At 64.4% G+C, this 13,972-nt stretch carries 13 protein-coding genes; 12 read left to right on the top strand and 1 reads right to left on the bottom strand.

Features of this window, described 5'->3' with window-relative positions:
* Position 1: 1 nt before the first annotated feature.
* The 9 genes from ACWKWX_RS18875 to ACWKWX_RS18835 all read left to right on the top strand — a co-directional run bounded on the left by ACWKWX_RS18875 (position 2) and on the right by ACWKWX_RS18835 (position 9,657).
* Entirely contained in the window at positions 2–799 is a 798-nt protein-coding gene (locus tag ACWKWX_RS18875; protein WP_483828550.1) for an SDR family oxidoreductase, read from the top strand.
* Complete coding sequence (locus tag ACWKWX_RS18870; protein WP_483828549.1) at positions 792–2,474, top strand: thiamine pyrophosphate-binding protein; 1,683 nt, start codon at positions 792–794, stop codon at positions 2,472–2,474. The genes ACWKWX_RS18875 and ACWKWX_RS18870 overlap by 8 nt, the downstream gene beginning before the upstream one ends.
* A 10-nt stretch (positions 2,475–2,484) precedes the next feature.
* Positions 2,485–3,288: an aspartate dehydrogenase gene (locus tag ACWKWX_RS18865; RefSeq protein WP_483828548.1), complete on the top strand. Its 804-nt coding sequence runs from the start codon at positions 2,485–2,487 to the stop codon at positions 3,286–3,288.
* A 9-nt stretch (positions 3,289–3,297) separates the two neighbouring features.
* Positions 3,298–4,779, top strand: coding sequence for an aldehyde dehydrogenase (locus ACWKWX_RS18860; protein ID WP_483828547.1), 1,482 nt, complete (start codon positions 3,298–3,300; stop codon positions 4,777–4,779).
* A gap of 11 nt (positions 4,780–4,790) precedes the next feature.
* Positions 4,791–5,768: a VOC family protein gene (locus ACWKWX_RS18855; protein ID WP_483828546.1), complete on the top strand. Its 978-nt coding sequence runs from the start codon at positions 4,791–4,793 to the stop codon at positions 5,766–5,768.
* 30 nt (positions 5,769–5,798) lie between these two features.
* Entirely contained in the window at positions 5,799–6,026 is a 228-nt protein-coding gene (locus tag ACWKWX_RS18850) for a recombinase-like helix-turn-helix domain-containing protein (protein ID WP_476296705.1), read from the top strand.
* Positions 6,027–6,046: 20 nt separating this feature from the next.
* On the top strand, positions 6,047–7,078 hold the full coding sequence (locus ACWKWX_RS18845) for a Rieske 2Fe-2S domain-containing protein (protein ID WP_483828545.1): 1,032 nt from the start codon (positions 6,047–6,049) through the stop codon (positions 7,076–7,078).
* Between the two features lie 20 nt (positions 7,079–7,098).
* Positions 7,099–8,058, top strand: coding sequence for a PDR/VanB family oxidoreductase (locus tag ACWKWX_RS18840; RefSeq protein WP_483828544.1), 960 nt, complete (start codon positions 7,099–7,101; stop codon positions 8,056–8,058).
* 369 nt (positions 8,059–8,427) lie between these two features.
* On the top strand, positions 8,428–9,657 hold the full coding sequence (locus ACWKWX_RS18835) for a hypothetical protein (protein ID WP_483828543.1): 1,230 nt from the start codon (positions 8,428–8,430) through the stop codon (positions 9,655–9,657).
* Positions 9,658–9,760: 103 nt separating this feature from the next.
* Here the strand turns inward: ACWKWX_RS18835 and ACWKWX_RS18830 are convergent, their stop codons facing one another.
* On the bottom strand, positions 9,761–10,573 hold the full coding sequence (locus ACWKWX_RS18830; protein WP_416421608.1) for a helix-turn-helix domain-containing protein: 813 nt from the start codon (positions 10,571–10,573) through the stop codon (positions 9,761–9,763).
* A 187-nt stretch (positions 10,574–10,760) separates the two neighbouring features.
* On the opposite strand from ACWKWX_RS18830, the gene ACWKWX_RS18825 reads away from it, so the two are divergent.
* Genes ACWKWX_RS18825 through ACWKWX_RS18815 form a run of 3 tightly spaced genes read left to right on the top strand, consistent with a single transcriptional unit; the run spans position 10,761 to position 13,958 of the window.
* The gene (locus tag ACWKWX_RS18825; RefSeq protein ID WP_476296698.1) at positions 10,761–12,203 is read left to right on the top strand and encodes an alanine/glycine:cation symporter family protein; all 1,443 of its coding nucleotides are present in this window, start codon (positions 10,761–10,763) and stop codon (positions 12,201–12,203) included.
* Between the two features lie 15 nt (positions 12,204–12,218).
* The gene (locus ACWKWX_RS18820) at positions 12,219–12,941 is read left to right on the top strand and encodes an aspartate/glutamate racemase family protein (protein WP_476296696.1); all 723 of its coding nucleotides are present in this window, start codon (positions 12,219–12,221) and stop codon (positions 12,939–12,941) included.
* Positions 12,942–12,953: 12 nt separating this feature from the next.
* Positions 12,954–13,958 (top strand): asparaginase, encoded by a 1,005-nt coding sequence (locus ACWKWX_RS18815; protein WP_483828542.1) that lies wholly within the window; start codon positions 12,954–12,956, stop codon positions 13,956–13,958.
* The last annotated feature ends 14 nt before the right edge of the window (positions 13,959–13,972 follow it).

Below are 13,972 nucleotides of genomic sequence, written 5' to 3'. Positions count from 1 at the left end.
GATGAGCCTTTATCAGATTCAAGGCAGCACCGCGATCGTCACCGGTGGCTCTTCCGGCATCGGCCTGGCCTGCGTCGAACTGCTGCTGGAAGCCGGCGCCAAGGTGGCTTTCTGTGGCCGCAACGAAGACCGCCTGCGCAGCGCCGAAGCCGACCTGCGCGCACGCTTTCCTCATGCTCAGTTGCTGGCCCAGGTGTGCGACGTGCTCGACGCCGCCAGCGTGCAGGCGTTTGCCGCCGCCAGTGAAGCCGCCTTCGGCCCGGCGCAGATGCTGATCAACAACGCCGGCCAAGGGCGGATGTCGACCTTCGCCGACACCACCGACGCGGCCTGGACCGAAGAGCTGAACCTTAAGTTCTTCTCGGTGATCAACCCGGTGCGCGCCTTCATGCCCCAGCTTGAACGCTGCCCAGGTGCGGCCATCGTCTGCGTGAATTCGCTGCTGGCCAGCCAGCCCGAGCCGCACATGGTCGCCACCTCCGCCGCCCGCGCCGGGCTGAAAAACCTGGTGCGTTCCATGGCCACCGAGTTCGCCGAGAAGAGCATCCGGGTCAACGGCATCCTCATCGGCCTGGTGGAGTCGGGCCAGTGGCGCCGCCGCTTCGAAGCCCGTGAAGAGCGCCACCTGGACTGGTCGCAATGGACCGCGCAACTGGCGCAACGCAAACACATTCCCCTGGGCCGCCTGGGCCTGCCCGTCGAGGCAGCCCGCGCGATCCTGTTCCTGGCTTCGCCCTTGTCGGCTTACACCACAGGCAGCCATATCGACGTTTCTGGAGGCCTGTCCCGCCATGCGTAACGACAACCAAGTCACCGTAGGTGCTGCCATTACTGCGTTCCTCGAACAGTGCGACGTGAAGGCCGCGTTCGGGGTCATCTCGATCCACAACATGCCGATCCTCGATGCCTTCGCCGTGCGCGGCAACATCCGCTTCGTCATGGCCCGCGGCGAAGCCGGCGCCACCAACATGGCCGACGCCTACGCCCGCACCACCGGCGGCCTGGGCGTGTGCCTGACCTCCACCGGCACTGCCGCCGGCAACGCTGCCGGCGCCATGGTGGAAGCACAGACCGCCGGCACGCCGCTGCTGCACATCACCGGGCAAATCGAGACCCAGTACCTGGACCAGGAATTCGCCTACATCCATGAGGCCCGCGACCAGCTGACCATGCTCAAGGCCGTGTCGAAAGCTGCCTTCCGTGTGCGCAGCGTCGAGACCGCGCTCAGCACCATGAAGCTGGCCGTGCAGACCGCCCTCACCGCGCCCACCGGCCCGGTCAGCGTCGAGATCCCGATCGACATCCAGTCCACCTTCATCACCATGCCGACTGACCTGGCGCCGCTGCCAATCCCGGTCGCGGTGCCGGCACCTGAAGCGCTAGACGCACTGGCCGAACGCATGGCCGGGGCCAAGCGCCCGATGCTGTGGCTCGGTGGTGGCGCGCGCCATGCGGGCAAGCAGGTGAAGCGCCTGATGGCCATGGGCGTGGGTGTCATCACCTCTACCCAAGGCCGCGGCGTAGTGAACGAGGACGACGAGCGTTGCCTGGGTGCGTTCTCGCAAAACCGCGCCGTGGAACAGTTCATGCAATCGTGCGACGTGTTGCTGGTGGCCGGTTCGCGCCTGCGCTCCAACGAGACGTTCAAGTACGCACTGAAGCTGCCGCAGACCACCCTGCGTATCGACGCTAACCCGGCCATCGAAGGCCGCAGCTACAGCAGCGACCAGTTCGTGTGCGGTGATACGGCGCTGGCATTGGACGGTTTGGCCAACCGACTGGAAGGTCGCCTGAATTTAGACCCAATGTTCCACGTGGAACTATCTGCGGTGCGCACCAACTCCCGCGCCCAGCTCAACAGCGACCTGGGCCCCTACACCGCCCTCGTGGAGCAGTTGCAAGCCGTCACCGGCCGCAACTTCTCCTGGGTGCGCGACGTGACCCTGTCCAACAGCATTTGGGGCAACCGCCTGATCAACCTGTTCCACCCGCGCGCCGGCGTGCACGCTTTGGGCGGCGGTATCGGCCAGGCCCTGGCCATGGGCATTGGCGCAGCGGTGGCGGCTGCCGAAACCGCACCGGAGCGCAAGGTGTTCGCCCTGGCCGGCGACGGCGGCTTCATTCTCAACCTGGGTGAGCTGGCGACCCTGGTGCAGGAAAAAGCCAATGTGGTGATCCTGCTGATGAACGACCAGCGCTACGGCGTGATCCGCAACATCCAGGACGCCATCTACGGCGCCCGCCACGCCTACGTGGAACTGCACACACCGGACTACGCGCAGCTGGCCGAATCCATGGGCCTGCGCCACGCGCTGGTCAGCGACCTGAAAAACTTCGGCGGTGTGATCGAAGGTGCGCTGGCGGAGCCGGGGCCCTTCCTGCTGGAAGTGGACATGCTTGCCGTCGGTGGTTTTGCCACCCAGTTCGCCGGCCCGCCCAACAGCGAAACCAAGGCTCAGAAGGCCACTGCCTGAGGACCGCGCCATGCTGCATATCACCATGATCGGCTGCGGCGCCATTGGCGTCGGCGTGCTGGAGTTGCTGGAGAAGGACCCGACCCTGTGCGTTGACCACGTCATCGCCTCGGCGGGTTCCGAAGACCTGGTGCGCCAGCGCCTGGCCAGTTTCAGCCAGCCACCACAAGTGCTCACCGCCCTGCCAGCTGATGCCCGCCCGGACCTGCTGGTGGAGTGCGCCGGCCACCGGGCCATCGAGGAACACGTGTTGCCGGCGCTGGAGCGTGGCATCGCCTGCCTGATTGTGTCGGTGGGCGCGCTGTCGGAAGTGGGCCTGGTGGAGCGCCTGGAAGCGGCCGCCGAGCGTGGGCACACGCGCATCGAGCTGCTGCCCGGCGCCATCGGCGGCATCGATGCGCTGTCGGCCGCCAAGGTCGGCGGCCTGGACGCGGTGAACTACACCGGCCGCAAGCCGGCGCGCGCCTGGAAGAACACGCCCGGCGAACTGGCCTGCGACCTGGACGCTATCACCGAAGCCACGGTGATTTTCCAGGGTAGCGCCCGCGAAGCCGCGCAGCTTTATCCGAAGAATGCCAACGTCGCCGCCACCCTGTCGCTGGCGGGCATCGGCCTGGACCGCACCCACGTGACGCTGATCGCCGACCCGCACAGCGACGAGAACGTGCACCAGTTCGAAGCCCGCGGCGCCTTCGGTGGTTTCGAGTTGAGCCTGCGCGGCAAGCCGCTGCAGGCCAACCCGAAGACCTCGGCCCTTACCGTGTACAGCGTGGTCCGCGCCCTCGGCAACCACGCCCACGCGATTTCCATCTAGGGGATGAACATGACCTTGGAACAGACCTTACCCATCTGCATCGCCGGCCAGTGGCGCCTGGGCCGTGGCGAACGCTACGCCACCCGCTACCCCGCCACCGGCGAGCCGGTGGCCTGGCTCAACGCCGCCAGCCTGGACGATGTTGAAGACGCCGTGCGCGGCGCCCATGAAGCGTTCCTGCACAGCGGCTGGGCGCAGCGCAAACCCCATGAGCGCGCCAGCGTGCTGTACCGCATCGCCGCGCTTATTCGCGAGCGCAGCGAAGAACTGGCGCAGCTGCAACGCCAGGACAACGGCAAGCCCATCGGTGAGACCCGCGCGCTGGTGGCCAGCGCCGCCGGCACGTTCCAGTTCTTCGCAGCGGCCTGCGAAACCCTGGAAGAAACCATCACGCCGTCGCGCGGCGACTTCGTCACCATGAGCGTCTATGAGCCCATGGGCGTCGTTGCCGCCATCACACCGTGGAACTCGCCCATCGCCAGCGAGGCGCAGAAAGTCGCGCCAGCCTTGGCAGCGGGTAATGCGGTAGTCATCAAGCCAGCGGAAATCACCCCGCTGCTGGCCCTGCAACTGGCGCGCATCTGCGAAGATGCCGGCCTGCCCAAAGGGCTGGTCAGCGTGCTGCCCGGCAAGGGTTCGCTGCTGGGTGACGCCCTCACCCAGCACCCGCTGATCAAGCGCGTGTCGTTCACCGGCGGCACCAGAACCGGCAAGCACATCGCCCACATTGCCGCCGACAAGATGATGCCGGTGTCACTGGAGCTGGGCGGCAAGTCGCCGACCATCGTGCTGGACGACGCCGACCTGGACCACGCCGTGGCCGGGGTGCTGTACGGCATTTTCAGTTCGTCGGGCGAAGCCTGCATCGCCGGTTCGCGGCTGTTCGTGGCGCGCTCGCTGTACGAGCCGTTCATGGAACGCCTGGTGGCTGGCGCCGCCAGACTGCGCCTGGGCGACCCGGCGGACGAAAGCACGCAGATGGGCCCGCTGATCAGCGCCAGCCACCGCGAGTCGGTGGAACGCTACGTGGCCCTGGGGCTCGCCGAAGGTGGCAGCCTGCGCCTGGGCGGCCAGCGCCCCACCGGCGGTATCTATGACAATGGCTACTTCTTCCCGCCCACCATCCTTGAGGGCCTGACCAACAGCCAGCAGACCTGCCAGGAAGAAATCTTCGGGCCGGTGCTGGTGGCCATGCCCTTCGACGACGAAGCCGAACTGGTCGAGCAGGCCAACGACAGCCTGTACGCCCTGGCGGCCGGTATCTGGACCCGCGACTACAAACGCGCCTGGGCCCTGGGCCGCAAGATCCAGGCGGGCACGGTGTGGATCAACACCTACAAGCAGTTCTCCATTTCCACGCCGTTCGGCGGCTGGCGCGACAGCGGCCTGGGCCGTGAAAAGGGCCGTCTGGGCATTCTGCAGTACATGGAACAGAAGAGCCTCTACTGGGGCATGAACGAACAGCCATTGGCCTGGGCCAACGGCCACTGAGAGGTAGCGTGATGAGCGTTTTAGGTATTGATGAAGTCACCTACGGCGTCGAGGACCTGGCCACCTGCGCGCGCTTTTTCAGCGATTGGGGCCTTGAGAAGGTCAGCGAGCAGGCCGACGAAGTAGTCTTTGAAACCCTCAACGGCTGCCGCGTAGTGCTGGCCGCCATCGACAAGCCCGGCCTGCCGCCCGCCATCGAAGCCGGTTCCACCGTGCGCGAAGTGGTGTGGGGCGTGGCGAACGAAGCTGACCTGGCGCTGTACAGCGAGCGTATCGCCAATGACCCAGGCTTTGTGGAAGGCAACGGCCGCATTGGCTGCACCGACCCCAATGGCCTGGCGATTCGCCTGCAGGTCACCCGCAAGCGTGAGCTGGACATCGAATGCAGCGGCCATAACACCTGGCAAACCAAGGGCCGCATCAACAAGCCAGCACCCATTTACGAGCGCGCCACGCCGATCGAAGTGGGCCACGTGGTGTTCTTCGTCACTGACGTGAACGCCTGCGAAGCCTTCTACCACGAGCGCTTCGGCTTCCAGGCCTCGGACCGCTACCCCAACCGCGGCGCCTTCCTGCGCACTGCCGAAGAAGGCGGCCACCACGACCTGTTCATGCTGCAACTGCCCGCCCCGCGCGCCGGCTTGAACCACGTGGCCTTCACCGTGCGCGACGTGCACGAAGTGTTCGGCGGCGGCATGCACATCTCGCGCAGCGGCTGGGCCACCGAGATCGGCCCGGGCCGCCACCCGGTGTCGTCGGCGTTCTTCTGGTACTTCAAGAACCCCGCCGGCGCGCTGATCGAGTACTACGCCGACGAAGACCAACTGACCGGCGAATGGCAGCCGCGGGAGTTCGAACCGGGCCCCACGGTGTTCGCCGAATGGGCCATTGCCGGCGGCATCGACGGCAACACTCGGCGCCAGCAGCACGTGGAAGCGCCCCAGGGCAAATTCCTCACCGACAAGCCCAAGGAAAGCGGCCAGCGCTGAGCCCTATTCCCCTATTCAAAGGCCAATGACATGAACAACACCGAACCGTACCTGCAGCCCCATCAGGCGCGCAAACGCCCCAACACGCCCTTCGAAGACCTGCTGGGCGACTCCATCGAACGCGCCTACGGCAGCGGCGTCGCCGACCTGCCGGCGTTGCTGGCACACCTGAACCACGCCGGCCCACCCTGCCCGCTGACCACCGGCGAGTGGACCGAAGAAGCCTACAAGACCCTGATGGCCCGGCTGGGCGCGTAAGACGCCCGAGGTAGAAGAACATGAATATGCACGTGACCGCTGACCCTGTTGAGAACCTGCTGGCCAACGGCCTGAAAGACCTGTGGTTCCCCGTATTGCCTTCCGAACTGTTGGGCGAAAAGCCGCTGTCGGTGCGCCGCCTGGGCTACAAGATTGCCCTGTGGCGCGACAACGACGGCCAGGTTCATGCCCTGGAAGACCACTGCCCGCACCGTGGCGCGCCGTTGTCCCAAGGCCCGGTGCTGGGCGACCGCCTGCAGTGCCCGTACCATGGCATCGAAGTGCGCTGCGACGGCACCGTCACCAAGGTGCCCGGCAGCCCCGGCTGCAAACTGGAGGGCGCCCGCCCTACCCGCATGTTCCACACCCGCGAGGCCGCTGGCGCGATTTTCCTGTTCAACGCCACTGACCCGCACCTGGACACGCCGCCGGCGCTGGTGCTGCCCGAGCAGCTGACTTCGCCCGAGTGGAGCAGTTTCCTCTGCTACACCGAGTGGAAAGGCGACTACCGCTACGTGCTCGACAACGTCATGGACCCGATGCACGGCACCTACCTGCACAAGATGTCCCACTCCATGAGCGAAGGCGAAGCCACCGCCAAGTTCGTCACCCGTGACACCGACCAGGGCTTCTTCTTCGAGAAGGAAGGCCAGCGCGGCGTCAACTTCGACTGGACCGAGTTCCTCGACAACGGCTGCCACTGGCTGCGCCTGGAAATTCCTTACCCGAAAACCGGCGGCCCGGGCGGCAACTTCACCATCATCGGCAGCTACACCCCCAGCAGCCGCGCGCTGGCTGCGGTGTTCCACTGGCGCGCCCGCCCGCTCACCGGCTGGCAGCGCGACACCTGGCGCTTCCTCTACAAGAACCGCCTGGAAGCCCGCCACTGGGCCGTGCTGGAACAGGATCGGGTGCTGCTGGAGTTCATGGAGCCGGACGCCAACCAGCGCGAAAACCTCTACCAGCATGACCTGGGCGTGGTGCGCCTGCGCCGCTACCTGAAAAGCCAGGCCAAGGCGCAACTCGAGCTGATCGAAGCCAAGCAACTGTAAGCGCGCCGGGGAGCCCAAGCATGTCCGTTAACCACACCATCAACGCGCTGGTACACACCCTGCGCTACGAAGCCGAAGGCATTATCAGCGTCGAACTGCGCCCGTGGGGCGACACCGTGTTCGCGCCGTTCGAAGCTGGCTCGCACATTGACCTGCACCTGCCCAACGGCCTGGTACGCAGCTACTCCCTGCTGAACGCGCCCAGCGACCAGGGCCGCTACGTGGTCGGCATCCTGCGCGACCGCAATAGCCGCGGCGGCTCGGAATACGTGCACGCGCAATTGCGCGTGGGCATGCAGCTGAAGATCTCGCAGCCGCGCAACAACTTCACCCTGGACCTGAACGCGAAACACAGCGTGCTGGTAGCCGGCGGCATCGGTATCACGCCGATCTACTGCATGTTCCGCCAGCTGCTGGCCCTGGGTAAATCGGCGCAGCTGATCTACTGCGCGCGCTCACGCCAGGAGGCGGCGCTGGTCGAGTCGCTGGGCGGCCTGGACGCCAAGGTGGTTTACCACTTCAACGACGAGAAAGGCGTGCCACCGGACCTGGCCCACTACCTGGCGGGCCAGCCGGCGGACACGCACTTCTACTGCTGCGGGCCGACGCCGATGCTGGATGCCTTTGAAAGCACCTGCGAAAGCCTGGGTTATCCACATGCGCACATCGAACGCTTCGCGGCGGTAGAAGTCGCACCGAGCGAGGAAGCGCAGAGCAGCTATAGCGTGGAACTCAGCAAGTCGGGCAAAACATTGAATGTAGAACCTGGGTTGAACTTGCTGGATGTATTATTGGAAGCCGGCTGCGATATTGATTACAGCTGCCGCGAGGGTGTGTGTGGTTCTTGTGAAACCAAAGTTGTGGAAGGTGATGTTGATCACCGTGATGGTGTACTGACAAAGGCAGAACGCGCGACCAACAAGTCGATGATGGTGTGTGTATCGGGCTGCAAGAGCCGACGATTGATATTGGATATATAACTTCCAGGAGCCGGCGAATATGCCGGCTTTTTTATGAACGTAGCCCAGCGCCCCATATTGAGGTGGCCGTGCACTAAGGAAGCACACCGCTGTTACCGGGCTATCGCGGTGTTTCAAGGGCGGCACAAAACAACCTGTTTTATATATAAAGCATTGAATTAGCTGGTTTTATTTAGCCCAAACCATAATTAAATCACTGGCACACTTCCTGCTAAATCCATCGTGGGTTCACACATAACACAGCGTTCCATCCTTAAAACAGTGGACCCTGTCACTCAATGATTCAACACCGCGCTCGCCCATTCGAGCCACGGAAAACTGTTGCCCATTGTTTTTAACCGCAGCAACTTTGCAGGGTTGGGGATAGCAATGAAAAAGTCTGTGATTGGCCTGGGTTTGATTATCAGCAGTTGTGCCGCATTGGCCGCCGAACCCGGCCCGGCTGCACCCGACGTACCCAGTGACGTTAAAAAACCGTTCCCGCATATCGCCTGGCGCAGTGACGATGGCGACAGCAGCCTGGACATCGGCGGTGCGCTGCGCACCAACTACCGCGACGAGCACTGGAAGACTACCGAGAACAACGGGCGCTTCCTGTTCGACACCTTCCGCCTCGACGTGAAAGCCACTTATAAACAGGCGTATGGCGATGTGGGCTATTGGTTCCAGGACGATGGCAAGCACTCGGTGGACCACGGTTTCGTTGGCTACAAATTCACCAGCAACTCCAGCCTGCAACTGGGCGCGCCGTTCAAGCCGTTCGGCCTGGAACCTTATCCACAGTTCGGCTGGAGCTACCACATTCCCTTTTTCATGGGTTACGGGGTAAGCGCCGGCACCGGCCTGAAGTACAGCTACAAGGACAAGGACTGGGACCTGCAACTGGGTTACTTCCCGCGCATGTTGCCGTCCGATATCCGTTATTCGCCGGAGATCGGCCGCTATTCCGACCTGAAGGACAACGCCGTGGCCATCACCCAGTCGCGCCAGGACAACGAGAAGCGCAACCAGGTCAACGCGCGGGTGGCGCGTACGTTCAGTGGCAGCGACTGGAGCAGCGAGATCGGCGCCTCGTTGGCCGCCTCGCAGCTGTACAACGCCACCACCGATGACAACGGCAGCTACTGGGCCGCCGGTGTACACGCCATCTTCAACACCGGGCCGTGGACCGTGACAGGCCAGGGCATCCGCTACGAATACGATCCCAAGAACCCCACCGGCGTCAGCAACGACTCGGTGCTGATGGGCGGCAACGGCCTGACGCCCGCTTACCTGATCGCGGCCAAGGCCACCCTCGCCTCGCTCAACGTTGGTTATGACATCTATACGCCAAGCCTGGGGCAGTTGAAGAAGATCAAGCTGTACAACGACTACAGCCGCATGATGAAAGACAAGAGCGGCTGGGACGACTCGCAGATGTTCACCGTGGGCGCGCAGTTCATCGCCATGCCGATCATGGCGTGGGTGGACTTCACCTGGGCGAAGAACGCCAACCCGTTCGGAGGGGCAGAAAACGGCACGGGGTGGACCAGCACGTCATCGAGCGGGAGTAACCAGTGGTATTACCGGACCAACGTGAACATTGGGTATTACTTCTGATGTAGGTACGGCGGTGACGCCATCGCGACCAAGGTCGGCTCCTACGAGGTACGTGGTAGGAGCCGACCTTGGTCGCGATGCAGGCGACGCGGTCCGCGCACGCTCACCCGATCTGGAACAACCCATCCACCACCTGCGTCTGCGCCAGGCGTTCGCGCAGGTCGGTGTCGATCTCGGGGTCGTCGGGCTTGTACAAGCGCACGCGGCGGTAGGCGTCGACGCGGTTGATGTCCTTGCCCAGGAATTCCCACACCACCCGGGTGCAGGCCGGGGCGCGGTGGTCGGCGGAAGACACGCCGATCTTCAGGCCATTGAGGCGCTTGATGCGCGCCTTGTAGCTGGGGATGAGCACCGTCTGGCAGATTTCATTCGAGGTCAGCGATTCGTAATCGACGAAGAACAGCCGGTTTTGCAGGCTATAGGCCACCCCCAGGTAGCGGTAGCGCTCGTATTCTTCACCCTTGATACCCGGCGTTTGCAGACGTTCGCTGCGCTCATAGGTATAGTGCCCGCCCTCTTCGTGCACGTGTACCAGCGAGCACAGGATGTGCCCCGGAACCGACATCGAGTGGTAGTACTCGTAGTAATAGCCCAGGTGGGCGGCCAGGTCCGGGGATGAACGCTGGCGCAGATGCTCCAGGGCCCGTTGCGGCCCGGTCATTTCCGGCTGTTCCACGGTGTGGCGGTGACGCACGCCGATCAGACGCGTGAATTGCTCGGCCGGCAGGCCGATCTCGTATTCCTCGACCCCGAAAAAGTCGCAGATGCGCTTGAGGTTGTAGGGCGTCGGCAGGCTCTGGCCACTCAGGTACTTGTTGAACTGCGCACGGTTGATGTCCAGCCGCCGGCACACCTCGGCAATGGACGGATAGTGCCGACACAGCAACTGCAGGTTCGCCGGGAGATATTCACGCATGTGCAGCTCGTCGATATGGCGCCAAGGAGCGCGAAGGTAGCATCAAGTAGCGTCATTTTCCATCAACCCGCGAAATTGCTCCGCACGGGTCAATCGCCAACCATTTGCGCCCCGGTAACTGGGTGCGGCGTGTTGCACCCGGACCAGTCAAATTCGCCATCAAAAAAAAAACAGCGAGGATTACTCCATGCTTGAAGTCATCAACGACTTCCTCTCGGGCAAAGTACTGATCGTGCTTATTGTCGGCCTCGGCAGCTATTTCACGATCCGCTCGCGTTTCGTCCAGCTTCGACACTTCTTCCACATGTTCGCGGTGTTCCGTGACAGCCTCAAGAGCAGCTCGGACCAGCTGAGTTCGTTCCAGGCGCTGATGCTCAGCCTGGCTGGCCGCGTGGGCGCGGGCAACATCGCCGGCGTCGGCATTGCCGTGACCCTGGGTGGCCCTGGCGCCGTGTTCTGGATGTGGGTCACCGCGCTGGTGGGCATGTCCAGCAGCTTCTTCGAGTGCACCCTGGGTCAGCTGTACAAACGTTGCGACTCCGAGGGCCAGTTCCGCGGCGGTCCTTCGTATTACATCCAGCACGGCCTGGGCAAGCGCAAGCTGGGCATGCTGATGGCCATCCTGCTGCTGGTAACCTTCGGCTTCGCCTTCAACGGCCTGCAATCGCACGCCGTGACCCACTCGCTGAACAACGCCTTCGGCCTCGACGTGCACAAGACCGGCATCGCCCTGGCCGTGCTGCTGGGCCTGGTGTTCGTGGGCGGCATCAAGCGTATCGCCAAGGTGGCGGACCTGCTGGTGCCGGTGAAGACCCTGGTGTACATCGGCGTGACCCTGTACGTGATCGGCCTGCAGTTCGAACACGTGCCAGCCATGCTGGAAACCATCGTCAAGAGCGCCTTCGGCCTTGACCAGGCCTTCGGTGGCCTGGTGGGCAGCGCCATTGTGATGGGTGTGAAGCGCGGCGTGTTCGCCAACGAAGCCGGCCTGGGCAGCGCCCCGAACGTGGCCGCCGTGGCCCAGGTCGAGCACCCGGTTGCCCAGGGCGTGGTCCAGGCGTTCAGCGTGTTCCTGGACACCTTCGTGATCTGCACCTGCACCGCCTTGCTGATCCTGCTGTCGGGCTTCTACACCCCGGGCTTCGAAGGTGACGGCATTGCCCTGACCCAGAACTCGCTGGCCGCCGTGGTCGGTGACTGGGGCCGCATGTTCATCAGCGTGGCACTGGCGCTGTTCGTGTTCACCTCGATCCTCTACAACTACTACCTGGGCGAGAACAGCCTGCGCTTCCTGGTCGGTGAAAACCGCAAGGCGCTGATTGGCTACCGTGCACTGGTACTGGCGCTGATCGTGTGGGGCGCGGTCGAAGACCTGAGCACCGTGTTCGCCTTCGCCGACATCACCATGACCATGCTGGCGTTCGTCAACCTGATCGCCCTGGCCATGCTGTTCAACATCGGCCTGCGCCTGCTGGCGGACTACGATGCCCAGCGCAAGGCCGGCATCAAGACCCCGGTGTTCGACGCCAGCCAGTTCCCGGACCTGGACATCGACGCCAAGTCGTGGCCAGCCGTGGCTGCCGGCACCGAAGCCGACAAGGCTGTGAACCTGGCCCAGGCACAACGCTAAATGGCCGGGGCATTCATGCCCACCCACCTGGCCCCGGGCGACTATGTCGCCCGGCCCAGGCTCGGGATCATCACCGGCTCTGGGCCAGAAGCCGGGATGGACATGTGGGCCAAGCTGCTGGAAGAAAACCGTCGCCGCCTGGGCCAGGCGTTTCGCGGCGACCTCGATGCCCCCGCGGTGTCGATCATCTCCGACCCCGAACTGGGGTTGTCCATGGAATTGCAGAAGACCGAACAGCAAGTGTGGAACGCCCTGCGCCAGGACGTCCTCGCTCTGGACGGCACCGTCGCTGCCTTCGCCATTGCCTGTAATACCTTGAACCTATTTGCCGAGCGCATTCGCGAGCTGAACCTGCGTAGTGTGTTCGTCTCGTTCTGCGACGTGCTCGAACACTACCTGCGCAGCCGCGGCCTGACCCGCGTGTGCCTGCTGGGCGCACGCCCGGTGGCCGAGCTGGGCGAGTGGTCGCCGTACCGCTCGCTGCGCCAGCACGTGGCGTTCGAACCGGTGCAGGCCCAGGCCTTGCATCAACTGATCTACGACATCAAGGCGCTGGGGCCCAAGCACCCCGAGCTGCGACCGCGTTTCGCCCGGCTGCTGGACAGCATCGAGTCGGACACGGTGTTGCTGGCGTGCACCGAGCTGCCCCTGATCGCCGATATCGACACCGACAAGCAACTGGTCGATGTCACCCAGCTGGTGGCCGAAGCCATGCTCGACCACAGCCTCATTCGCTAGGAGACCGGGCACATGAATTCGCCCCATGCAGTACCCGCCCGTCAAGTGATGGTGCTCTACACCGGTGGCACCATCGGCATGCAGGCCACGGCCAACGGCCTGGCACCTGCCTCGGGCTTCGAACAGCGCCTGCGCGAGCAACTGGCCGGCCACCCCGAGCTGGCCATCCCGGCCTGGCGCTTCCGCGAGCTGCTGCCACTGATCGACAGCGCCAACATGACCCCCGACTACTGGCAGCGCCTGCGTGAAGCCGTGGTCCAGGCCGTGGAAGCGGATGGCTGCGACGCAGTGCTGGTGCTGCACGGCACCGACACCCTGGCCTACAGCGCGGCGGCCATGAGCTTCCAGCTGCTGGGCCTGCCGGCGCCGGTGGTGTTCACCGGCTCCATGCTGCCCGCCGGCGTGCCTGACAGCGACGCCTGGGAAAACATCAACGGCGCCCTGCTGGCCCTGGGCCAGGGCCTGCCAGCCGGCGTGCAGCTGTACTTCCACGGCGAGCTGCTGGCGCCGACCCGCTGCGCGAAAATCCGCAGCTTCGGCCGCAACCCTTTCGCCGCCCTCAAGCGCCGTGGTGGCGTGGCTGCTGCCGGGCAGCTGCCAGCAGCCCTGGGCTACAACCAGCCGAAGGCCCTGGCCAAGGTAGCGGTGCTGCCACTGTTCCCCGGCTTCGGCGCCGAACCGCTGAACGCGGTGCTGGCCAGCGGCGTGCAGGGTGTGGTGCTGGAGTGCTACGGCAGCGGCACCGGCCCGTGCGACAACCCAGGCTTCATTGCCGCGCTGCAGGCCGCCCAGGCCAACGGCGTGGTCATCGTGGCCGTGACCCAGTGCCATGAAGGCGGCGTGGAGTTCGACGTCTACGAGGCCGGCAGCGGCCTGCGCACCGCCGGCGTGCTGGCAGGTGGCGGCATGACCCGCGAAGCGGCGTTCGGCAAGCTGCATGCGTTGCTGGGCGCTGGCCTGCCGGTGGCCGAGGTGCGCCGCCTGGTGGAGCTGGATCTGTGCGGTGAGTTGGCCTAACCGGTAACGAGAGG

Source organism: Pseudomonas imperatae, from assembly GCF_057128625.1.
Note: the sequence above shows the minus strand (reverse complement) of the source record. Positions and strands in the feature narration are given on the sequence as shown.